Annotated in this window: 29 protein-coding genes and 1 pseudogene; 25 read left to right on the top strand and 5 right to left on the bottom strand. The window is 61.9% G+C overall.

Annotated elements, in window-relative coordinates:
• Positions 1-16: 16 nt before the first annotated feature.
• Positions 17-310: a hypothetical protein gene (locus M1D74_RS17115; RefSeq protein WP_458117317.1), complete on the bottom strand. Its 294-nt coding sequence runs from the start codon at positions 308-310 to the stop codon at positions 17-19.
• A 5-nt stretch (positions 311-315) separates the two neighbouring features.
• Positions 316-915 carry a DUF6668 family protein gene (locus M1D74_RS17110; protein ID WP_458117316.1) on the bottom strand — a complete coding sequence of 200 codons (600 nt, stop codon included), beginning with the start codon at positions 913-915 and terminating at the stop codon, positions 316-318.
• 170 nt (positions 916-1,085) lie between these two features.
• Between M1D74_RS17110 and M1D74_RS17105 the strand changes: the two genes are divergently transcribed.
• The 10 genes and pseudogenes from M1D74_RS17105 to M1D74_RS17060 all read left to right on the top strand — a co-directional run bounded on the left by M1D74_RS17105 (position 1,086) and on the right by M1D74_RS17060 (position 9,959).
• On the top strand, positions 1,086-1,352 hold the full coding sequence (locus tag M1D74_RS17105) for a helix-turn-helix domain-containing protein (RefSeq protein ID WP_458117315.1): 267 nt from the start codon (positions 1,086-1,088) through the stop codon (positions 1,350-1,352).
• Positions 1,353-1,387: 35 nt separating this feature from the next.
• Positions 1,388-2,776, top strand: coding sequence for a hypothetical protein (locus tag M1D74_RS17100; RefSeq protein WP_458117314.1), 1,389 nt, complete (start codon positions 1,388-1,390; stop codon positions 2,774-2,776).
• A gap of 37 nt (positions 2,777-2,813) precedes the next feature.
• Positions 2,814-3,917 carry a transglycosylase SLT domain-containing protein gene (locus tag M1D74_RS17095; protein ID WP_458117313.1) on the top strand — a complete coding sequence of 368 codons (1,104 nt, stop codon included), beginning with the start codon at positions 2,814-2,816 and terminating at the stop codon, positions 3,915-3,917.
• A complete protein-coding gene (locus tag M1D74_RS17090) occupies positions 3,914-4,513 on the top strand; it encodes a hypothetical protein (RefSeq protein WP_458117312.1) in 600 nt (199 codons plus the stop codon). The genes M1D74_RS17095 and M1D74_RS17090 overlap by 4 nt, the downstream gene beginning before the upstream one ends.
• A 275-nt stretch (positions 4,514-4,788) precedes the next feature.
• Complete coding sequence (locus M1D74_RS17085) at positions 4,789-4,929, top strand: hypothetical protein (RefSeq protein WP_458117311.1); 141 nt, start codon at positions 4,789-4,791, stop codon at positions 4,927-4,929.
• 137 nt (positions 4,930-5,066) lie between these two features.
• Positions 5,067-6,908 carry a hypothetical protein gene (locus M1D74_RS17080; protein WP_458117310.1) on the top strand — a complete coding sequence of 614 codons (1,842 nt, stop codon included), beginning with the start codon at positions 5,067-5,069 and terminating at the stop codon, positions 6,906-6,908.
• A 583-nt stretch (positions 6,909-7,491) separates the two neighbouring features.
• Positions 7,492-8,421 carry a ParA family protein gene (locus M1D74_RS17075; RefSeq protein WP_458117309.1) on the top strand — a complete coding sequence of 310 codons (930 nt, stop codon included), beginning with the start codon at positions 7,492-7,494 and terminating at the stop codon, positions 8,419-8,421.
• On the top strand, positions 8,418-8,939 hold the full coding sequence (locus M1D74_RS17070; protein ID WP_458117308.1) for a hypothetical protein: 522 nt from the start codon (positions 8,418-8,420) through the stop codon (positions 8,937-8,939). Before M1D74_RS17075 ends, M1D74_RS17070 begins: the two co-directional genes overlap by 4 nt.
• A gap of 401 nt (positions 8,940-9,340) precedes the next feature.
• Positions 9,341-9,544 (top strand): annotated as a pseudogene (locus M1D74_RS17065) (ParB/Srx family N-terminal domain-containing protein); the annotation flags it as partial.
• A 97-nt stretch (positions 9,545-9,641) separates the two neighbouring features.
• Complete coding sequence (locus tag M1D74_RS17060) at positions 9,642-9,959, top strand: hypothetical protein (RefSeq protein WP_458117372.1); 318 nt, start codon at positions 9,642-9,644, stop codon at positions 9,957-9,959.
• Between the two features lie 668 nt (positions 9,960-10,627).
• On the opposite strand, the gene M1D74_RS17055 is transcribed toward M1D74_RS17060, so the two are convergent.
• Both M1D74_RS17055 and M1D74_RS17050 read right to left on the bottom strand, forming a co-directional pair.
• Entirely contained in the window at positions 10,628-11,152 is a 525-nt protein-coding gene (locus M1D74_RS17055) for an ImmA/IrrE family metallo-endopeptidase (protein WP_458117307.1), read from the bottom strand.
• 51 nt (positions 11,153-11,203) lie between these two features.
• Positions 11,204-11,566 (bottom strand): helix-turn-helix transcriptional regulator, encoded by a 363-nt coding sequence (locus tag M1D74_RS17050; protein WP_458117306.1) that lies wholly within the window; start codon positions 11,564-11,566, stop codon positions 11,204-11,206.
• A 103-nt stretch (positions 11,567-11,669) separates the two neighbouring features.
• Here M1D74_RS17050 and M1D74_RS17045 point away from each other — a divergent pair, with 103 nt between their 5' ends.
• The 15 genes from M1D74_RS17045 to M1D74_RS16975 all read left to right on the top strand — a co-directional run bounded on the left by M1D74_RS17045 (position 11,670) and on the right by M1D74_RS16975 (position 20,216).
• A complete protein-coding gene (locus M1D74_RS17045; RefSeq protein ID WP_458117305.1) occupies positions 11,670-11,936 on the top strand; it encodes a multiubiquitin domain-containing protein in 267 nt (88 codons plus the stop codon).
• Complete coding sequence (locus M1D74_RS17040) at positions 11,926-12,336, top strand: E2/UBC family protein (RefSeq protein WP_458117304.1); 411 nt, start codon at positions 11,926-11,928, stop codon at positions 12,334-12,336. Before M1D74_RS17045 ends, M1D74_RS17040 begins: the two co-directional genes overlap by 11 nt.
• A gap of 8 nt (positions 12,337-12,344) precedes the next feature.
• Positions 12,345-13,715, top strand: coding sequence for a ThiF family adenylyltransferase (locus M1D74_RS17035; protein ID WP_458117303.1), 1,371 nt, complete (start codon positions 12,345-12,347; stop codon positions 13,713-13,715).
• Positions 13,712-14,035 (top strand): DUF6527 family protein, encoded by a 324-nt coding sequence (locus tag M1D74_RS17030; protein ID WP_458117302.1) that lies wholly within the window; start codon positions 13,712-13,714, stop codon positions 14,033-14,035. Before M1D74_RS17035 ends, M1D74_RS17030 begins: the two co-directional genes overlap by 4 nt.
• A gap of 64 nt (positions 14,036-14,099) precedes the next feature.
• Entirely contained in the window at positions 14,100-14,273 is a 174-nt protein-coding gene (locus M1D74_RS17025) for a hypothetical protein (RefSeq protein ID WP_458117301.1), read from the top strand.
• A gap of 515 nt (positions 14,274-14,788) precedes the next feature.
• Positions 14,789-14,947: a hypothetical protein gene (locus M1D74_RS17020; protein ID WP_458117300.1), complete on the top strand. Its 159-nt coding sequence runs from the start codon at positions 14,789-14,791 to the stop codon at positions 14,945-14,947.
• 21 nt (positions 14,948-14,968) lie between these two features.
• The gene (locus M1D74_RS17015; protein ID WP_458117299.1) at positions 14,969-15,331 is read left to right on the top strand and encodes a hypothetical protein; all 363 of its coding nucleotides are present in this window, start codon (positions 14,969-14,971) and stop codon (positions 15,329-15,331) included.
• Positions 15,332-15,853: 522 nt separating this feature from the next.
• Entirely contained in the window at positions 15,854-16,888 is a 1,035-nt protein-coding gene (locus M1D74_RS17010; RefSeq protein ID WP_458117298.1) for a DUF4192 domain-containing protein, read from the top strand.
• Between the two features lie 205 nt (positions 16,889-17,093).
• Positions 17,094-17,258 (top strand): hypothetical protein, encoded by a 165-nt coding sequence (locus tag M1D74_RS17005; RefSeq protein ID WP_458117297.1) that lies wholly within the window; start codon positions 17,094-17,096, stop codon positions 17,256-17,258.
• Positions 17,255-17,971, top strand: coding sequence for a helicase associated domain-containing protein (locus tag M1D74_RS17000; protein ID WP_458117296.1), 717 nt, complete (start codon positions 17,255-17,257; stop codon positions 17,969-17,971). The genes M1D74_RS17005 and M1D74_RS17000 overlap by 4 nt, the downstream gene beginning before the upstream one ends.
• Positions 17,972-18,332: 361 nt before the next feature.
• Entirely contained in the window at positions 18,333-18,584 is a 252-nt protein-coding gene (locus M1D74_RS16995; RefSeq protein WP_458117295.1) for a glutaredoxin family protein, read from the top strand.
• A 71-nt stretch (positions 18,585-18,655) separates the two neighbouring features.
• A complete protein-coding gene (locus M1D74_RS16990; RefSeq protein WP_458117294.1) occupies positions 18,656-19,159 on the top strand; it encodes a single-stranded DNA-binding protein in 504 nt (167 codons plus the stop codon).
• Positions 19,160-19,243: 84 nt separating this feature from the next.
• Positions 19,244-19,585 carry a hypothetical protein gene (locus tag M1D74_RS16985; protein ID WP_458117293.1) on the top strand — a complete coding sequence of 114 codons (342 nt, stop codon included), beginning with the start codon at positions 19,244-19,246 and terminating at the stop codon, positions 19,583-19,585.
• Positions 19,586-19,597: 12 nt separating this feature from the next.
• On the top strand, positions 19,598-19,855 hold the full coding sequence (locus M1D74_RS16980) for a ParB family protein (protein WP_458117292.1): 258 nt from the start codon (positions 19,598-19,600) through the stop codon (positions 19,853-19,855).
• 109 nt (positions 19,856-19,964) lie between these two features.
• The gene (locus M1D74_RS16975) at positions 19,965-20,216 is read left to right on the top strand and encodes a helix-turn-helix domain-containing protein (protein ID WP_458117291.1); all 252 of its coding nucleotides are present in this window, start codon (positions 19,965-19,967) and stop codon (positions 20,214-20,216) included.
• A gap of 31 nt (positions 20,217-20,247) precedes the next feature.
• On the opposite strand, the gene M1D74_RS16970 is transcribed toward M1D74_RS16975, so the two are convergent.
• Positions 20,248-21,528 carry a Y-family DNA polymerase gene (locus M1D74_RS16970; protein WP_458117290.1) on the bottom strand — a complete coding sequence of 427 codons (1,281 nt, stop codon included), beginning with the start codon at positions 21,526-21,528 and terminating at the stop codon, positions 20,248-20,250.
• Between the last annotated feature and the right edge of the window lie 21 nt (positions 21,529-21,549).

The raw sequence follows: 21,549 nt of genomic DNA, 5'->3' as shown, positions 1-21,549 counted from the left end.
ACTGGTTCGCGGTCGGTCAGGCGCCGGAGATGAAGGTGATGAGCGAGGCTCCACCGGTGACCATCGACACTGCCAGGACGATCTTGATGACGCTGGAGATCTCCTCGGTGGTTTCACCACGGCGAGCATCGAAGGCCATCTTTCCGCCGACAACGAGCAGCCCGAGGACGCAGATGCCTAGTGCGATCCACTTTCCGACGCCCACCATACGGTTCCACGCTTCGCCGATGCCCGGAGGCGCGATGGGATCGGAGTCGGGCAGGGTGCCTGCGATGATGATGGCGTCCTGGGCCGTGAGAAACAGTTCCATTGGTTTTAGTCCCCTTCAGTTCTGATGGCGTTGATGACCTCACGAAGGTTTGTGAGGATGTTTCGTGGTTCGCGGGCCAGTGACTCGGGGTCGACTGTTCCTTCGAGTCGGAGTTCTTCTATCCAGGGCAGGACCCAGGTTCGTGGGACACCGCCGGCGGTGATGCGGGTCTGGTTGTGCAGGGCTTTCGGGGTCTTGCCCGGGGCGTCTGCGACCACCACCAGTCCGTGCAGGGTGATCGTCGGGTGCGAACCTGCAGCCCAGTCACGGGCGGCGAGCTGCGCGGCTTTGAGGCCGCGGTGGTTCTGGCGGGCCACAAGGAACACGTGGGCAGGTTCGATGGGCGAGTTGGCCGAGGAACGGGAGGGCCAGCGGTGGTGGCAGGGCACTCCCCCAAGTAGATCGGCCAGGGTGCTTTCACCGGCCCCGCCGTGTACACCGAGCCAGAACACGTCCGAACTGTCCGTGAGAAACCGGGCCATACCTTCGCCAGCGGCCAAACCGAGAAGGCCCTGCTGGGGGCCGGCGACGCCTCTGAGGACTTCGACAGCGTCGCGGATCTCGGTTTCCGTGACCATTGGAGCGATTGCTGGCTCCTGTGTCACGTAATCGCTCCAGCGATTAACCATCTACTTTTGCTCCCATACCGACCATAGACTCGACCCTTGACCATAGTAGACACGATCTGAGGCGGATTACTACTAAATGTTTACTTCAGTTGATTTTGGTTTACATCCGTTTTGGCTAGTGTATTGTCCTGACCATGGAGGTTGGGGTGGTCATCGTGTCTAAGGCACTGGATGACCTCTTCGATTCCTTGCCGCCACGGCTGAGTATCGAACAGCTCACTGACATTCTCGGGCTTTCCGATAAGCAGGTGACGTATCGGTGGCTGCGTGAAGGCAGGGTTCCGGCGATCAAGCTCGGCGGCTCTTGGCTGATCCTGCGGGATGACGTCAAAGAGCACCTCAACAGCCACTACAACATTCCACGATCAGGCGCACCGGCGGCGGTCGAAGGAACTCCACCAGACGACGATTAGGGGAACAGGCGATGGCGGAAGCTTTGAGTAGGCCAGTGTGCACAGCGACTATCGGTGAGGATGACACCGTCATGGTTGTCATCGATGGGGTTGAACGGCACTGCGATTCAATGCCCGAAGCCATCAGCTACCTGGCCGACACGGCCAAGGACCTCGGCCGGCCCCTCAAAGTGACAGCCGTCGACCCATCCTCTGCCACCAACCCGGAGTCATTCCTGATCGTCGACGCCGACGGTTCGGTAGCCGAAGATTCTTCCGTGCGGGCCAAACGCTCACCGCGGCGCGGAGCAGCGAACACAGCCCAGGCGGGTGCACCCGCACACTCGGGCACTGAGTCTGCGGGCAGCGTCGCCGTCGACGTCACTGCCGCCGAAGAGCCCCTCACCTCCGGGCACGACCCCGCGGGCGAGCCGCTGCTAAACGAAATCTTTGAGACCGGGACGGACCCGCAACCCGAACCGCTGGGGGCACCAGCTGCAGCGCCCGCCACTATTCAGCTGGGACCAGATGACCCGCGCACGCGGCCGCGGCCGGAGATCCCTGCTGAGAAGGCGCAGACCCCGGCGCGGGAGGGTTGGCGGGGCTGGATGAACGCGGCCTTCAGAACCAATTTGGTGCCCACCGCCGCGGAGCAGGCTAACCGTGACCGGCGCAGGCGTATCCAGCGACCTCTTGACTCGCACCGCACCGTGGCGGTTGTGCAGCTCAAGGGCGGGGCCACCAAGACCACGGTCGCCTACCACCTTGCGGCGACCTACGGGCGGATCCGCGGCGGCAACATCCTCGCCGGTGAATTCAACGAGAACCAGGGAACACTCGGTGAACGCGCCCTTGCCGGCTCACACGACCGGACAACGCTGGACCTGATCCGGAACCTAGGCTCGGTGACCCGGCGTACCAGCGACCTCGTCCGCTATGTCCGGCCGCAAGGCGATGACCGGATCCACGTCCTGGCGTCCCCACCCGAAGGGGCCGATCGGCGGCGGGTCGACGGGACCTCAGTGAAGGCTGCCCATGATGTCCTGCTCTCCCTGTACAGCCTGATCCTGCTCGACACCGGCAACTCAGCCCAGGCCTCGACCTGGCGTGCCGCTGTCGACGTCGCCGATTCCCTCGTCTTCGTCGCCCAGAACAAGGCCGATGACTGCCGGCTCCTGGAGGCAACCGTCGAGGGAGTCAAAGCAGAAGGACACGGCGACAAGCTGTCCCGGTCCATCCTCGTGGTCACTAACACGGCTCAGCCCAACACCGAACGCCTGGCATGGCTGCAGGAATACGGCAAGGCGATCGGCCTCGCCGCGACCGCCGTCGTCCCGTTCGACCGGTCCCTCCAGGAAGGCATGGCCTTCAACTACGACATCCTCAACCCCGCCACCCGGCACGCGTACGAGTCAGCCACCGCCGATCTCACCGATCAGCTCTAAGACGCAGAAGAGACCGCTTCGACAAGGCTGAGGGGATATGTCCAGGGGGAAAGCGTTAGGTTGCGGTGCGGCCGCGCTGCTGGTTGCGCCTGTCGGCGCGGTCATGGCGCTGGTTCTGCTCACCACGAGCATCGCTGAGGACGAGGAAGCGCAGCAGCTGCAGCGCGCCTCATGTGTCGTCGCCGCGGAAGGGAACGACTCAGTCCCCACAGTGCCCAACGGGTGGGGCCCCCTGGTTGAAGAAGCCGCCACCACTGCTGGTCTTCCCGCAAGCGTGGTCGCCGCGCAGCTGGCCCAAGAATCAGGGTGGCAGGAAGACGCGCAAAGCCCCGCAGGGGCACAAGGCGTCGCGCAATTCATGCCGGCCACCTGGGCCAGCTACGGCAACGGCGGAGACCCGTTCTCAGCACGCGATGCGATACCCGCCTACGGCCGCTACATGGCCGCACTGATGAAAGAAGTGCAGGCCCTGGCCGGGGACGACGCCGACCTCCTCGTCCGTCTTACCCTCGCCGCTTACAACGCCGGCCCCGCCGCCGTACGGGAACACCAGGGAGTCCCTCCCTTCCAGGAGACGCAGCAGTACGTCAACAGCATCCTGGACACCGCCCAGAGCAGCTTCTCCGTCGACTGCAAGGCACCCACCGGCGCCAGAACCTGGGACGGTGAACTCGGCGACGGAGATTGGACCACTCCCCTACCCGGAGGGAAATTCACCTCCGGATACGGGCAACGCAACGTGCCAGGGCTCCCCGACTGGGCACAAAACCACGTCGGCGTTGACATCGCTACACCCGGCGCCGGGCACGGCGATGGAGGAACCGTCATCGCCCCCACCAGCCTGCGCATCACCGGAATCAACGACAAAGACGGATGCGTCATCGCCAAAGAAAACGGCGACGACCCTGACTTCGGATTCGCCTTCTGCCACCTCAACGACTACGCCGTCGACAAAGGAGACACCCTCAACCGCGGCGACGTCATCGGAACCGAGGGCAACAAGGCAGGCCTCGGATCCGTCCCCACCCACCTCCACTTAGAGATTTACGCACCGGACGCCCCCCACCTCGTCTTCCCCTACGAGGGCCACAACATCGACCCCGAACCGATCCTCAAAGAAAAAGGAGCGTGGCCCCAGTGAGAACTTCGCGCACATACCTAACCGCGGCCGCCACCTGCATCATCCTGCCCCTCACACTCACCGCCTGCGGCCCCGGCGAGGACAGGGCCGGGGTAGCGTCGGAAACCCTTTCCCCGGTCACCTCCGAGGCGGCCACGACCCAGCCCACACCGGGCGACGGTAGCTTCGTCCAACCGTCGGATGCAGATCGGACCGACGCCGATTCAACCGCAGAAGTCGCCGCACTCATGCTCCACTCCTGGGACACCACCACCGACCGAACCCAAACGGCAGCCGCCGTCCGCACCAAAGCACTCATGAGCGAGGACTGGGCAACCCAACAAGTCGAACCCGAACGGAACGCAGCCCAAGGCGCCTGGCTCGAACCCGCCGAGCACCAGGCATACAGCTCCCCCTCCATCGTCCCAGCACCGGGAGACGTCTCCCAGGACGTCGCCGAGGACAAAGCAATCCGCGCCTACAACGTCAGCTGGCGATGGGAAAGCAGAAACGGTGAAGAACTCGCCTCTACCGGGCAGCGCATCGTCACTATCTACCTCGAGGAGCACAACGAACGCTGGTACGTCGCAGGACACCAATTTCAGGACATGGGCTGATGGGAACCCTCAATGCTTATGCTCACGGTTTCAAGACCACGGATGACGACAAGCAACTGCCCGCGGTTCAGACTCCCCCTAGCCGCGAACGCGGCGACGAAGGGATCTGGGTGAAGAGCCAGAGAAATAGTTGCGACACGCGCAAGCCTTCCCGGGAAGCTGTAACAGTTAACGCAAGAATCAGGGTTATGGCACTCCCAGGACGTACAAGACGACAGCGACCCACCAAAGGCGAACGTCATCTCATCGGTGCGCGCCTCCCTATCGCAGATGCAGTGAAGCTTGCAGACGTAGTCGAGGCAAAAGGAACGACCGTAAGCGAGTACGTCGCTGAGCTGCTACACCACCATCTTTCGACGGTGGATATCGACCAGATCACGAACCAGGAGGCCTTGCCTATCGCGAAGGCCAGTTAAAGCAGAAGGCCCGCCATAAGCGGGCCTTCATATCAAGTTATCCAGCTCTCCACCCCATTGCTTGCCGGCGCCGGGTGAAGGGCTCCAGTCGTCGCACCCTTTCGGTGTGTCAACCACTACTAGAGAGTGTACACCTGATGCCGTTTGGCTCACCAGAAATGCCCGCGCCACGCCGGGAAACAGCAGTAAATGATGCCTGGGTCCTGGCTCCGCTGATTGCCGGACAACCCGAATACCGGGCTGGCCGTTGGATCGGCGACCGCTTTCAATATCCCCGCTCCCCCAGTCCCCTACGGCTTACCAAGAACCCCCCTGCAGCTCCTGCCGCGGTGCTTATCCACGCCGCAGACGGTTCGGTACGCACTTTATGCCTCGACCTGGATACCTCTAAAGCCCGCAAGGCTGTCGTCGACGCAGACGCCGAACGGCTCGGCTCCCTCCTGACCGTCGCCGGCATCCGCTACGTCGAGGACTTCTCGCCCAGCGGCGGCCGGCACATCTATATTCCCTTGCAGCAGTCGCTTCCCGCGGCCGAGGCGCGAGAGATCGTCGAGGCCATGGCCTTTCTGGCACCGAGCCTGGACCCAGGACCCCACCAAAACATCACGGACGGTTGTATCCGGGTGCCCGGATCGGCTCACAAATTCGGCGGACACCAGATACTGATCACGCCGCTAACAGAGGCGTACTCCACGCTCAAGCAGCGCAACTCGACTTACGCGGTGGACGCGCTACGACGGGCGCTCGCCCCCGAATTGCGGCGCCTCAGGACCCGCCGACACCGCGCACAGAGGCTCCTCCCAACAGCGACAGACACGACTCTCGAACCACCACCCGGATCAGCTGTCGCTAACTTCGGCAGCCAATCAGTCCTGCGCTCAGTGGCGATCACTGGTTTATACGACACCGAGCGATACTCCTCAGATTCTGAAGCCCGTATGGCCGTGCTGACCCATTTCGCGGCGTGCCGCTGGACCCTGGAAGAAGTGCGCACTGGCATGACCAGCACCTACCCAGGACTTAGCGCCCTGTACGGAGCTAAAGCGGAACGCCTCCTTCCCTTCGAATGGGCGAAAGCAACGACCTGGCTCAGCACAAAACAATCCGCACCGCCAGAAGGAAAAAAGACTGCTCATAACTTCAACACAAGCCTCACAAAACCCACAGGGGGGGCAACCAACCTCACCTCCCCTGCCATTCAGCAACTGGCTAACGATCTCGAAAATGTCCTCTACGCAGTGCTCGATGCTCGGTTCTCTCAGGAGGGACGAGTCGGCATTAGCTTGAAGCTACTGTTCCGTGCGGTACTGGCTTACGTTCGGACCAACGAATCCAATGTTCTCGACGTCGGGTGCCGTACATTTGCCGTCGCACTGGGGAAAGACCACGTAACGATATCCCGACTGTTGCCGTTACTGGAGAGCGTTAGTTCGGGCGTGGTTACCCGCATCCAGCGAGGGCGCGGTCGTAATGCGGACACCTATCTAATCCAGCTTCCAGAACGGTTCACCTCAATCGCGCGGCAGCTGACCTGGCGGAAGGGAAAGATCCACGCGATTCGGCCCGTCTTTCGCTCACTTGGAGACGTCGCCGCCCTAACCTACGAGGCGATCGAACGTGGCCGCCACTCCCCCACCACCGCTGATCTTGTGCGCTCCACCGGCTTCTCTCGAGGCGCCATCATGAAGGCGCTATCCGACATGGAGACTCTGCATATGGTTCGCCGGCACCACGGCCGTTGGGCAACCCAATCGGTTACTGACCTGACGGCACTTGCCGACAGATTGGGTGTAACTGTCGAGCGGCAGGAACAAATTACCCGCTACCGCAAGGAACGCGCGCGATGGCATGCCTGGCTCGACCGCCATTTAAGCCCTGAGCTCATGGACACTGAACTGTATGACGCTGAAGTAGACGAGTACTGGATACCGCCTCAAGACGACCCGCAGCTCCAGCACTCTCTCTGGAACGTGGCCTGAAACAAACTAACAGAGTCTGGTAGTCGTAAGGTCGTCGATCCGGAGGTGAGTTCGCCCTACGGCAGTCTGTTGCTACGGAAGTAACAGAGAAACAGACTCCGTTACTTGCGTAGTGCGGAAGTCTGTTAGTCAATGACCACAGAGCTGTTACTGACAGACTCTGTATTCGGGCTTGGGTGATTCCCGGAATGCTCACTCTGTTACTTACAGTCTTAAAGGCTATGAAGTACCGAACGGACTCATTCAGTGGGTGAGCTGAGTAGGTCTACCGATCAGTCAAATGCGCTCCTGTCCTCCGCTGCCCTGAGACCTCTTCACATGCCGAGTCCTGTCACTGGCGGGCGAGCCACATCAAAGAGGACTCTGTTTTCCATCGATGCAACACTTGGCGTCTTGGTCCATCACTAACAGAGTCTGCAACTTACAGACTACGGCTGGCCACCAGCAATCCATCAGTCTGATTGGCACACAGGCTGACAGAGTCAGCGGGTGACAGACTCTGTTACTCACCGATTCACAGACTTACGGCGCGTCCTTCAGAAACTCTGCTTCGGTTGAGAGAACATGGGGGCAAGGAGGAAATATGTCTGAGGGCTTAGATCGTGTCGTTGCCATCGTCAATGGAAAAGGAGGTGTCGGGAAAACAACCATTACGGCCAACATTGGCGGAATGCTCGCAGCCAGCGGTTACCGAGTGCTCCTGGTCGATATGGACCCGCAAGGAAACCTCGCCGAAGAACTTGGCTATACCGATAGCGATGCCAATGACGACGGCATGGCCTTGGCTCAAACGCTCGTCTTCGGCACGGCAGCACAGCCAGCTCTGAACATTAGGGAAAACCTCGACGTGCTCATCGGAGGATCCCATCTAGACATGGCTGCAGCGGGCCTCACACTTAAGGCGCAGAAGGACCCGATCGCCGCCAAGGCGGCCCTGGCTACGAGCCTGCAGGCACTCTCCGAAGACTATGATCTGATCTTCATCGACTGCCCGCCCGGCCAGGAAACCCTCCAACAAGCAGCCCTGGCAGCCGCCCGTTGGGCATTAATACCGGTCAAGACTGACGCATCCTCCCGAAAAGGCCTGCGCGACGTCGCACGCCGACTCGACGCAGTCGTCGCACTCAACCCAAACTTGGACCTCCTCGGCATCGTGCTCTTCGGCGTCAACCGCTCAGCCAAACGCGTCTCCGAAAACGCCCGCGAGGCAATCCGCAACGACCTCGGCTCCGGTGCGCCAATCTTCAACACGAGCATCCGGCATGCCGAAGCAAGCGCACAGGAAAGCAGGGAACGCGGCCTACTCGCCTTTGAACTCGAAGAGGCAGTCCTCGCCGCACCCAAATGGTGGGAAATTCGGCGGGGGAGTACACCCCACGACGGTCCACGCTCCAGGAGCGCAGTCGGCGTCGCTGAGGATTTCCAAGCCCTGGGTGAAGAAATTGTCGCCCGCATCACGCAAAGCGAAACTGAAAGCGCCCCTGGTGCCACTGCGGAGGTGGAAAGCCGATGACCACGCAACCCGCACGCCGCACTCTAGGCGGTCTCGCCCCCAAAGCCGGCAAGGCCGCAGGGGTGAACCGTCTCATCCGGGCCAACCGCCCAACAGCCGAACAGGACTCCCAGTCAATACCGTCACCCGTCGCCGTCGTTCCCCCAGCGGAGTTGACCGAGCAAGACACCCGGCCTCCACAGCGGCTGGATGATGACACCGCTCAAGAGCGCCGCAACTCGTCAATCGCCACCGACAGAGAGACAGACTCCGGAACTAACAGAGTCCCGAAGTATTTACAGTTGTTGCGCCGCGAAGCACGCATTCATCACGAACAGGCAGAAGCACTCACCGCGCTCTCGAGACGTCTGAACAATCAGCGGAGACTCCCCAACGGCACCACCACCGGCGAACGAATCACAGACAACACGCTCATCCGAATCGCCATCGATCTGCTCCTGGAACGCGAGTACGAAATCCGCGGCACCACCGAGGAGGAAATCGCTCAACTCCTGGGACTAAGGCGCGCCTCCAACTGATCACAGAATCCGTATCGGTTTCTCGGAATTCGTCCGGCTCCACCTAGGCAGATCCTAGTCACCATGATGCGGTCCTTCGCTGGCGCTCCGGGCTGTTGCCGGTGAGCTCCTGACGTCACCCGCCGGCAGGGACCTTGTTTTGCTGCTGTCCTTCGGATTGTGCGTGCCCGCTCCACCGGGTCAACAGCTGGCGCTGCCGCGCGCCCCGGACAATGTGTCCGGCGCTCCTTTGTCGCTTATCTCCTTCCACATTCTCCGTACCGCTTGCCCTTACGGGTTGACCCGGCTCCGTCGGGCACAGCTTCGCGCTGCTCCGCCAGCAGGCAAAACAACGACGGGGGAGAGGGGCAACTGCTGGACCACCACCGCCCAGCTCCCCACCTGCGAGAAGGAGCATCATCATGACCGTTTTGGAACAGCTCAACCCGGCTTCGCTGACCATTGATGCGAATGTCGGCGCCGACGTCCAGCTCGACAAGGCTTTCCTTGCCTCGATCAAGGAACACGGGGTCATCCAGCCTGTCGTGGCCCACCGTACCGAGGATGGGGGAGTGCACGTCCTGTACGGGCAGCGGCGCACCCTCGCCGCCGTGGAAACCGCTCAGCCCCTCATTCCCGTCTATGTGGGGGACAGCCTCACCGAGGCCGACCGCCTCGCCAAGCAGGTCGTGGAGACTGATCACCGGCAGGCCCTGACCGACCATGACCGGCCGAAGCGTTCCACCAGCTCTCCGTGCTCGGTGTCTCCGCGACCCAGATCGCCCGGAAAACCGGAGCGAAGAAACCACCGTCGAATCCGCGCTCAAGGTCCGCGCCAACGACACCGCCACAGCGGCCCTCGCCAACGGCATGACGCTGGACATGGCCGCCGTCATCGATGAGTTCAGCGACGACGCCGAGGCGATCACCCGGCTGGAGCAGGTCGCGGCCGAGAACCCCCAGGGCCCGCGCCAGGTATCGCTGGGAATGCCGAACCTCCTTCCGATTGAAACGGGTACCCCGGGTTCAGGATCTCGGTGACGTCTGAGCGTATCGAAAGATGAGGGAAGTCCCCCCAAGTGATCAGTTCCTTCTTCAATCAGAAATGACAGCGCGTGTGAACCATCTGGCAACTCGCGACGATCTCCGTGAATCAGGCCGTGGCGCTTTCCGTAATGCATCCTCGTAGAAAGCTAGACGGGTCGCAGATCTGGCATATCGCCTCTGAGTGAGAACGACCTGCAGTGTCAGGTATAGACCGCAAATCAGCACGAACGCGCCCACTGCAATTGAAGCGGCAATCGTCCAAGGTTTGTCTCCTTGGGCTGAGAGTGCCGTCAGCAAAGGAACCGAGGCAACAACCGCTGCAAAATAAATGCCGGCCATTGGACCGAGACCACCACCAGAGAGGAGCGAGGCTTCATGTCTTAGTGTCCGAATGACTTGAAAGCGCTGTTCCTCCGGAAGCCGGAGGAAAGCTTCAATGTCACCTTCCTGAACCGTTACATCCTCCACTTGGTGGTCTTCGGAAAGCGTACGAGTTCCCATTTGATGAGCGTAGCTTTTCCTGCGGCGTCAAGGACGAATTGAACGGGCTCTTATGCTCATCATCCCGTGATAGCTGAGCCAAGAGCGACAACGGCCGATTGCTTGGTCTTCGTCTGGAACCCTGGGAAGAATCAACGCAAGGGGCTTAGGGGGACGGTGCCCTAACTGACCGAGACGCCAAGTTTCTTACGAGTATTCGATGCCCTCCTGCGGGCACCACTATGGTTCATTCTCCATCGCGCAACCGCCAAACTTACGTCGAAGGCCGCCGCGGCTTCCAAGTCTGACGCGCCACGTTTGGCCAGGCGAAATGCCCCGTCGGTCGGAACAAGAAGTTCCCCATACAGCCAATCTGCTTCCTCTTCATAGTTACCCCCGAGGCCACACCTACGGTCGTTGGCCAAGGAGACGCCGAACGGATGCTCGAGGATCAGGTGGGCAATCTCGTGACTCATGGTTGATCTTCGTCGAACCCTTGGCTGCCCGTCGTTTTCGAGGATGACGGTGCGTGAACCGACAGGCACGAGGGCGCCCGAAAAGACGTCCCCCTGTTCTTCTAAAAAGTACGACTTAGCAACCGGATCGCAATCAAGTTTGCTCAGGCGAATCACCTCTACGCCATAGAGCTCGGCGAGAGCGTAGGGGTCAAAAGGGCCATGCGCATCAACTCCGAGTTCAGCGCGCACTTCCAGAGCGAGCCTTCGGGCCTCCGCCTTGAAACCACGTCGCACGAACCATCAACCTCCGGATTTCACATGATTTACAGCCGCAGCGAAGACTGTTTCTAGATATGCGATGCCCGAATCCGTTAGGTCCTTATCCGCGCGCAGAAGCGGCGCCAATTGCGCCATCAACTCCGGTTGCCGCCGTTCCGCCGCTGCATCTGCGTTAACAAAAAAGGTCTCGGCCGGCATTCTGAGCCAGCCCACCAGTGTTGCGAAGCTATCCGTATCCGGCTTTAGCCCGTTCGCCAGTCGGGACAGAAGAGATGGGCTTACACCGATTTCTTTAGCTAGCGCCCGCCAAGAGATTCCTTTCTCCACACGAGCCGCATCGAGCGTTGCATAGAGAAGTTGTACATCGATGGATGTTTTAGCCATACCTTGAGTGTCTCATATTTGACGCATCGCATCAGTCGCGAAACAGTGTGTTAGAGTCGAAACGGTGCTTCGGAATCGACGCACACGAGAACATGGAGGCAACATGGCTAACGACAACAGCACCAAGCTGAAGACCTACAAGATCCGTATCGACAGGGCAGACTACGACATCACGGCTACTGCCCTTACGGGGGCTCAGTTGCGACAACTCGCCCAACCCAACATTGGCCAGGAGCGCGACCTGTGGCTGGTAGTGCCCGGTGATCAGGACAAGAAGATTGCTAACGATGAACTTGTTGAAGTAAGGCACGGCATGCGCTTCTTCACAGCCCCGGGTCAGATCAACCCGGGTAAGCCTGATGGACGCTAACCAGATGACCTACTTGCCCCCGCTTGACGAAGCCTTTCTGGTGGAAGCCGGGCATAAGTTCGAGTCTGCGGTCGAATCGGGGATGACATGCATCGTCTTTCCTTCTTGGCCCCTTCCTGATGGCTTCAACCGCACATCAGCTGACCTGCTCGTCAGGCTCCCCGGTGGTTATCCCGACGCTGCTCCCGACATGTGGTGGTTCTCTCCCGCACTGACAACAGCAGGCGGAAGCGTAATCCAGGCGACAGAAGTCTCGGAGATGCATTTGGGGCGCACATGGCAGCGCTGGTCTCGGCATCTCAGTGCCGGTCAATGGCGGTCAGGGATAGACGGGCTGGAGAACTACTTGGCGCTGATTCGAGCAGAAACGGAGCGGGCGGCGCAGGTGGTGTATCCATGACTAACACATTGGTCTTGCCGGATCATTTGGCTACAGAATTCTTAAGCCTGGCTCAGCTGCCAGTGGAGAGCGGAGGTGTTCTGCTTGCTCGACTAGCCTCCGAACCGTCGGGAGGCAAGCGGCTTCTTGGTGTGGAATTCCATGAGTTGTCTCATGATGCCTACGCTCATCGCGATGATAGTTCGCTGGTGGTTGCTTCCGATGGCTATGTACCGATGCTCAGCAGGGCGGAGGCCCTGGGTGCAGTAGCCATTTGGGTACACACCCATCCTGGCCGCGAGGCAAGCCCTGAGCCGAGCTCGAAGGACCGCCGCGTCGACCAGGAGCTGGCCCAAACCTTTCGGGTCCGGAGCGGACAGGATCTTTATGGTTCTCTGATTATTTCCGCTCCGGACGGGCGCCTTGCCTTCACCGGACGTATTCAAACTGAGCGTGCAGTTCACGAGCTAGACCGAATCTTCGTTGCTGGCTCTAGGTTCTCCCTGGTTTCATCCTCCGTGGCCGAATCAGCACCTCTTGAAAGCTTGCATGATCGAAACGTTCGCGCCTTCGGGGGCGATGTGCAGCAGGCAATTGGGGCATTGCGCATAGCAATTGTGGGATGCGGTGGAACCGGGTCGGCGGTTGCCGAGCAACTGGTCCGCCTGGGCGCCCGACACTTCATTCTTATGGATGAGGACACTTTGTCGGAGAGCAACGTCACCCGTGTGTACGGTTCAACATTGGCAGACGTAGGGCGATACAAAGTGGACGTACTGGGTGACCATTTGGAGCGCATTTCCGAAAAGGCTGTTGTCGAGAAAGTGTTTGGGAAGGTGACAAGCGAGGCCTCAGCCCGCCGGCTTGTTGGCGCCGACGTAGTCTTCGGCTGCACAGACGATAATGCTGGGCGGTTACGGTTGTCGCGATTTTCCTCCTACTACCTTGCGCCTGTCATTGATTGCGGCGTCCTTCTCGATTCGGAAGGTGCAGGGCAGCTGCGCGGCATCGACGGCCGAATCACGATCCTTCACCCCGGCGCGGCTTGCCTTGTTTGTCGAGGACGCATCGACATGAATCGGGCGGCGGCGGAAGAGATGGTGGAGTCTGAGCATCAACGGTTGGTCAAGGAGGGATACGCACCCGCGCTGCCGGGAGTCGAACCCGCCGTGATCGCGTTCACCACCGCAGTTGCAGCCGTATCTGTCGGAGAGCTGATTGAGAGGTTTGTGGGTTATGGGCCAGAGCCTGCCCCCTCGGAAGTTTTGCTCAGAATCCACGATCGAGAAGTGTCCACGAACACAAAAGACCCAGTTCAAGGGCACTATTGCAGCCCCGAGGGAAGAGCAATGGGCAAAGGTGACACCCTACCTTTTCTCGGAACCCACTGGTCCTCGTGATTACTGAATGGCTGGCCAAGCTGTGGCCCTGGCACAAGTGGCGTATCCGGGCGGAGGTGAGCAGTGCGGGAGACGTGCCGGAATTGTTGCCGCGTAAGACTGCAGTCATTGTTCGCGATGAAGGTATTAGTAAGTGGCTTGCGTTTGACTGTCCGTGCACGGGACACCATAGGGTCCTCGTAAATTTGGACTCTCGGCGACGTCCGTTCTGGAAGGTACGCGGCAAGGCACCGCTTTCGCTGCACCCCAGCGTGGATGACACCGGGCCTGGGCGCCGGTGTCACTACTGGATCATCGACGGCCGGATCCATTGGGTTTAGCTGCTACCCCCGGGCTTGCCCTTTACTGGTCGCGTTAGTCCGGAGAAGCTGCACCCTCAGCGATGTGGAAACCCTCATCACGGAGCACACAAATGCAGAGCCGCAGAAACCCGTGGACACAGAAACCAGTACCCCGGATGGCCCGGTTGTGCCGGAGTCGGAGGAAACCTTCGACGAGGTGCACGCCGGGGAAGAGGAACTGGCCGCCGAGGAACCCGAGTACGCCGAAGCGATCTAGCTACGGGGGAGCGGCCCCCACCACCTGAGATGGGTGGTGGGGGTGCTGCCCGGCCCGGACGGAGCCGGCCCGGACGAAGGGAACCTGGTGACTCGCTGACTCGCACCAGGGAGCGGGCCTCCGCTGGCGCTCCGGGCTGTGAAGGGTTGGCGGCTCCTTCGTCGCCGCCAACCCGGATCTTTTTGTTTTGCTGCTGTCCTTCGGATTATGCGTGCCCGCTCCACCGGGTCAACAGCTGCGCTGCTCCGTCCACCCAGCAGGTGTCCGGCGCTCCCAGGGTCGCTTATTTCCTCCCACCTGCCGTGCCTCCTCGCCCCTGACGGGGTTGACCCGGCTCCGTCGGGCACAGCTGCGCGATGCTCCGCCAGCAGGCAAAACAACAACGGGGGAGAGGGGCTAACTGTTGGACCACCACCGCCCAGCTTCCCCACCTGCGAAAAGGAGCATCATCATGCCAACGCAAACCTCATTCGTCCTCGCCCCGCCCACGGGCCGGACCGCCACTATCGCCGGATATGCCGCGCCCGTGGTCGAGCTGCGGGGAGATCACTGAGCACCGGGAACCGGGCAAGCTGACCGCCCTGAACCTCCTGCTCAGCGGGGACAACCCGCACCGGGACCGCGCCCGCTCACGCCTGACCATCGACACCACCACCGGCCTCATCGCCCGCTAAACCCACAGGAGAGGACACATCGTGATTAAGCGCATGCTGACCCGTACCGTCGCCGTGGACACCGGCGAAGCCATCACCACACCCGAACTGCCCGCCGATGACCGCACCGGCGATGGGTACGACTGGATGGAAACCCTTACCGGCACCGGCTGGGTGGCCCTGCCCAGCTGGGGCAGTGACGGGTGGGACGCCGGAGCCTGGCCCAACATCATCATCACCGTCGCCCGGTACCGCGATCAGGCCGGGGACCTTTTCGGGTACAGCACCTATGTCGAGGGGGACACCCGCTCCCGCTGGTTCCGCTCCCAGGAAGCCTGCTTGCGAAGGGATCACCGAGGAAGTGTTCTTCCACTGGAAATCGGGCCAGTCCGACGGGCCGGCTGATCTGCCCGACACCGCCGCCGACCTACCCAGCAAATATTGCCGGCCCTACGACAACGAAAACTAGCCCCGCCCGGTCGAACGGTGCCCCTGCCACCCATCCAAGGTTGGTGGGGGTGCTGCCCGGCCCGGACGGAGCCGGCCCAGACGAAAGGGGCCTGGTGACTCGCTAGCTCGCACCGGGGAGCGGTCCTCCGCTGGCGCTTCGGGCTGTAACGGCTGGCGGCTCCTTCGTCGCCGCCAGCCCGGATCTCTTTTTGGTTTTGCTGCTGTCCTTCGGATTATGCGTGCCCGCTCCACCGGGTCAACAGCTGCGCTGCTGCGGGCCCGGAAACCCCGGACGGCGCTCCTGCGTCGCTTATTTCCTTACCGGACTTTCCGTTTCCTTGCCCCTGCGGGGTTGACCCGGCTCCGTCGGCACAAGCAAGCAAGCTTGCCAGCAGGCAAAACAACGACGGGGGAGAGGGCAACTGCTGGACCACCACACGGCAACCTTCCCCACCTGCGAAAGGGAGCACCAGAATCATGAGCAAGGCACCGCTGTCCGTATCGTCCCCGGCCGACATCCTGGCCTACGTCCTGCACACCCTCGGCTTCACGCCGCGTGAGTCGTTCGTGTTCCTGACCATGCGCGGCAAGCAGATCGGCGCGACCCTGCGCCTCGACGCGCCCGGTGATGATGTGCACCCGGCCCAGTACGCGGCCACGGTCCTGCACTACCTCGCCAACGACAAGGACGCCGACGGGGTCCTGTTCATCGCCTATACCGACCGGGCGACCATCGACGGCACCAAACCCTACAGTGAGCACGCCCAGGCACTCGACATGGCCCTCGATCTCGCGGGAACCGGCATCCTCGACAGTTGGCTCGTCACCTCCGAGCACTGGACCACGTACTTCTGCGACGACGCGGACTGCTGCACCCCGAACCCGCTGGATGAGGTCACCGACAGCATGCTCAACGCCCACCTGATCTACGAGGGATCCAACCCCGCCGCCGGTGCCGTCATCGACCCCGCCTACACCGGGGATAACGCGATCCTCGACCGGATCGGGGAAATCATCACCGGCTGGACCATCACCGACCCCGCCGACTGGACCGCACCCGTCATGACCGAGAACCGGGCACTGTGGCAGGAAACCCTCGGCACCACACCCGACAAGGACACCGCCCTACAGTTGGTCGCGGCCCTGCACACCCCCGCCGTAAGGGACCGCATCTTCGCCGACACCATCAGCACCGACGACGACCCAGACGTGTTCGCCGACGTCGTCACCGGACGCTACCCCGGCCGGCCCGACTGGAACCGCGTCGATGCCACCCAGTACCTCGTGATCGAGCTGTTCCGATATACCCCGACCGAGGCCCGCACACCCCTGTTCGCCCTGCTCGGCTGGACCCACTGGTACAAGGGCCGGTCCTCGATCGCTTCCCAGTACCTGGCCAAAGCCCGCGAGGCGGACCCGGAGAACCGGCTCGCCCAGTTGTTGACCCAGCTGGTCGACACCGGGAACCTCCCGGCATGCGTCAAGAACCAGCACACCGCCTACCAGCGCTAACCACAGGGTGAGAGGGGCAGGGAGCCGCGCAGGTTCCCTGCCCCGTCCTTGGTTTCCGAGGTGCGCGGCGGCGGCCTCCCCCGCTGGCGCTCCTCCGGCCGCCGCATCCAACACGACTCCACGCACAGCACCGCCAACCTCGTGGCGCCACAACCGGCCCGATACAGTAAACCCACCAGAAACGACAAAGCAGGGGGGACACCATATGGCCGGCGCCGACTACACCCATCCGAATCAGGTAATCCGCTACGAAAAGCCCAGCCCCGCCGAGGAAGCCCTCACCACTAGCGCACCCGCCCACGGCGCCGGCATTGGGCCGGTGAACTTCACCTGGGCGAACCCGGACCCGCGTATCCGCCGGCACCTGTGACCGGAGCCCTCACCCACGACGTGCCCGGTCAGGACACCACCAGTGATGGGGAATGGGGGCCGGCAACCTCCCGCGAGGAATGGCTCCTGATGTACCAGCGGGGACTGAGCCTGCGCCAGATCTCCCGGCTCTGCCGCGTCAAATACGAGAAAGTCCGCCTCCACATCCGGACCCGGGAACGCCACGACCCCACCCTGGCCGGCCGCCGGCTCCTCCTGCACGACCAGCCAGCACTCCCACCGAAGGGCTGGCAGCAAGCACCGGCGCGGCCGTCCTGGGACGACCGGTACACCGAGCTCCAGGAACTCATGAAACGGACCGGGCGGTTCCCCCAGCAACTCTCCGAAGACCCGGCCGAACGCCGGCTCTACAAATGGTTGCGCTGGCAACGCACCCGCCACCTCCACGGCCGCCTCACCGAAGACCAGACCACCCGGCTGGACCGGCTTGGGAAGTGGCAAGGCACCGCGCTCGGTGACCGCGAAACCCACTGGCGCACCATCCACGCCCAACTACTGGCCTTCATCGCCGACGCAGGACGCATGCCACACCGCGAAACACCCGACGCCACAGCACTGGAAGCCACCCTCGACGTCTGGATCCAAACCCAACGCGCCAAAGCCCGAGCCGGAAAACTAGCCCCCACCAGACGAAACACTCTGGACCAAACCATCCCAGGCTGGAACACGCGGGCCTCGCTGCGCTCGGGCTGAGACTCTGAAACCTGTTTTTGCTGCTGTCCTACGGATTATGCGTCCCCGCTCCGCAGCGTCAACCGGCTTTCGGCCGGCGGCACCGCCCAGCAATGTCTTCGGCGCTCCCAGGGTCGCTTATTTCCTCCCACTTCCCGTAACGGGTGCTGCCCTGCGGGTTGAGCACTGCTGCGTCGGGGACAAGCAAGCAAGCTTGCCAGCAGGCAAAAACAACGGGGGAGGGGAACGAAACCACCAACCAAGGAGAGCGCGAATAAGCCCGAAAGACCCTCGTTTTTCAGATGAAAAAACGCTAGACTTGGAGCAGTAGTACAGCAGTTGACTCTCACTAAAACCGATACGTAACCAAGGACTGAATACTATGACTCTCACCATCTACACCAAGCCCGGATGCTTCCCCTGCAGGAAGACCATCGAGAAGTTCCAGGACGCAGGACTCTCACCCCAGATCGTGGACATCTCCACCACACCGGCAGCCCTTGAGTACATCACCGAAGAACTCGGCTACTCCCAGGCCCCCGTCGTCGTGTACGACAAGGACGGCAGCGAAGACCACTGGTCAGGACTGAACCCCACCAAGATCAGCCACGTCATCGAACTCCACACCAGCTAGACCCGCAAAGCCCCACACCTAAGTTATTCAACGACAACACCACAACCACTACGAAAGGCGAGTTGATCATCATGGCAGGCGAAACCACCATCACCGTCATCGGGAACCTCACCGCAGACCCGGAGCTGCGCTTCACCCCCTCCGGCTCAGCGGTCGCGAACTTCACCATCGCATCCACACCGCGGACCTTCGACCGGCGATCCAACGAATGGAAAGACGGGGAAACCCTGTTCATGCGCTGTAGCCTGTGGCGCGAATCCGCTGAGAACGTCGCCGAGTCCCTCACCAAGGGAACCCGCGTCATCGCGCAGGGTCGGCTGAAGTCCCGCTCCTATGACACCAAGGAAGGCGAAAAGCGGACAGTCACCGAACTCGAGGTCGACGAAGTGGGCCCGAGCCTCCGCTACGCCTCCGCCAAGGTCAACCGCACCCAACGCCCCAGCGCCGACGGGCAGGGCAGGGGAGGCTCCCAGCAGTACAACCAGGGCGGGCAGGACGACCCCTGGGGGGCACCAGCAAACGCCGGCAACAGCGGCTGGGGCAACGCACCCGAAATGAGCGAACCCCCGTTCTAAATCTCCAACCCGGGAGTGCTGGCGGCCCATGCAGCGTTACGCTGGTCGCCGGCACTTCCTGCCACCACTTGTGAGGACCATACGATGAGGGACACGCCCTACGCCGGCCCCAGCGACACCAACGACTTCGACGACCTCACCCCAGACGAGGCCGCGAAGCTACTCAACTCCTACCGGCTGCTGGGGGACTGTTTCGAGCTCTCCGACGATGAGGACATGCTCGGCCGCGGCTGGCTCATGGAGGACTGGCGGACCCTGCTCGAAGGCCACCAGGAACAGCTCGAACGGGCACAGCGGGTACTGGGCGCAGCAGTGAAACTGGCGCGCAACCAAGGCGCCGACTGGCATGACATCGCTAAGGCCCTGAACCTCACCTACGACGAAGCCAGAAACCGATACGACGAACAGACACCAAAGACCGAATGAGTAAGTGAGTAAATGAGTAAGCGGAAGCCGGCCTCCTTTACCCCGTACTTCACCCAGGAAGACGCGGGCAGGGTCCGTGCCGCGTTCCTGTCCACAGGGGCCGCCGAGGGGTACGCGTCCGTGTCAGACTTGATCGAGAAAGCAGTGCTCAAGGAAGTGCGCCGGCTGCAGCGCAAGCACAACGGCGGTAAACCGTTCGAACCCGTCCCGCCAGGCGCCCTTCGCACCGGCAGGCGGAACCGCGACGAAGAGAAACACCGAACCGAATAGATTTTCCTTTTCGCAGAGGAAACCCCGGGGCCGGGAGCTGTGTGGTGCAGCACCCGGCCCCACCCATACGCTCACAGGCAGACACACGAGAAGAAGGAGTGCCCGACGCATGGCCAGCCAGGAACAGCCCCGCTTCCTGACCATCAAGGACGTCGCCGCCGAACTAGCGACCACGGAAAGCCAGATCCGGGCACTCATCAGTAGCGGCGACCTGCCCGCGATCCAGATCGGCGGCCGCGGGCAATGGCGGATCGAACGGGCCAAGCTCGAAAACTACATCACCAACGCTTACACCCGCACCAGCGAAGCAATCCAACGCGGAGTGCAACCAACGGACGAACCCGAGACCGCAGAAGACTAGGTGTCGGAGCAGTGCCGGTGCTCTTGATGCGTCAGCTTGCTTTGACGATGGGCAGTTCGGACCACTCGGTGGTGTATCGGGGGGATTGGTGTTTGCGGCTCATGGTCCAGTCCGGTGGTTTGAGCAGGCCGGCGGCCCCTAGGCCGATGCTGGTGGGACCGTATTTGTCTTTGATTTCGCCCATGAGGTTCCCGATTTCTCGGCGTTCGTGGACGGTGATGAATTCCTCGAAGGTGGGTTCGGCGCCGGCGGGGGAGAGCCCGGTGAGGATGACGCCTGCCCGGGCGTAGGGGATCCCTTCGATGAGTTCCCCGTCGAGGGCACCGACGGCGGCCTTGGTGAGGATGACCGGGTCAGCGGTCGGAGTCGGCAGCTTCACGGTCACCGAGGGGAAGGATGAGGCCCTTTCGTTGAAGTGTGAGGTGCCGGCGAACACGGTCATGATCGTGGCGACCTGTTTGTCGCGGGCCAGTCGGGCGGCGGCGGATTGCGCGTACAGGGACAGGACCTGGTGCATTTGGTCCACGGTGGTGACCGGGGTTGAGAAGGACCGGGAGAAGATGGTCTGTTTCTTGTCCGCCCGGGTTGTTTCCAGTTCGATGCATGCGATGCCGTTCAGTTCCAGCACGGTGCGCTGGACGACGACGTTGAACTTTTTCCGGATGAGGACGGGGTCCGCGTCGCGCAGATCCTGGATGGTGAAGATTCCCATGGCGTTCAGGCGTTTCCCGAGCCGGCCGGCGATACCCCAGATCCCGGTGACTGGGACCCGGCCCATGATGGCCTCCACGTGGGCGGCCGGCATGGTGTCCAGGTTGCACACCCCGTTCATCCACGGGTTCTGCTTGGCGATCCGGTTGGCGAACTTCGCCAGCGTTTTCGTCGGCCCGACGCCCACACACACGGGCAGGCCGGTGTTCCTGGCAACTGTGCGTTTGATGTCCCTGCCGGTCGCGACCAGAGCCTGGGGTGGGCCGTCGACTATCAGGAAGGACTCGTCCACGCTGTAGACCTCCTGGCGGTGACTGTACCTGCCCAGGAGGGTCATGAACCTGGAACTCAGATCGCCGTAGAGCTCGTAGTTGCTGGAGCGTTGGATCAGGCCCCACTCCTTGGCCCGCGGGGCCAGTTTGAACCAGGGTTCGCCCATCTGTATGCCGAGGGCTTTGGCCTCGGAGCTGCGGGCAACCGCGCACCCGTCATTGTTGGACAGGACCACGACGGGAATACCCTCCAGTGAGGGGTCGAAGACCCTTTCACAGCTGACGTAGAAACTGTTCGCATCCACGAGGGCGAAACTGCGGGTACTCATGCGGGTCGTCATTTCCTGGTG

The sequence above is a fragment of the Arthrobacter sp. D2-10 genome, assembly GCF_054161285.1.
Note: the sequence above shows the minus strand (reverse complement) of the source record. Positions and strands in the feature narration are given on the sequence as shown.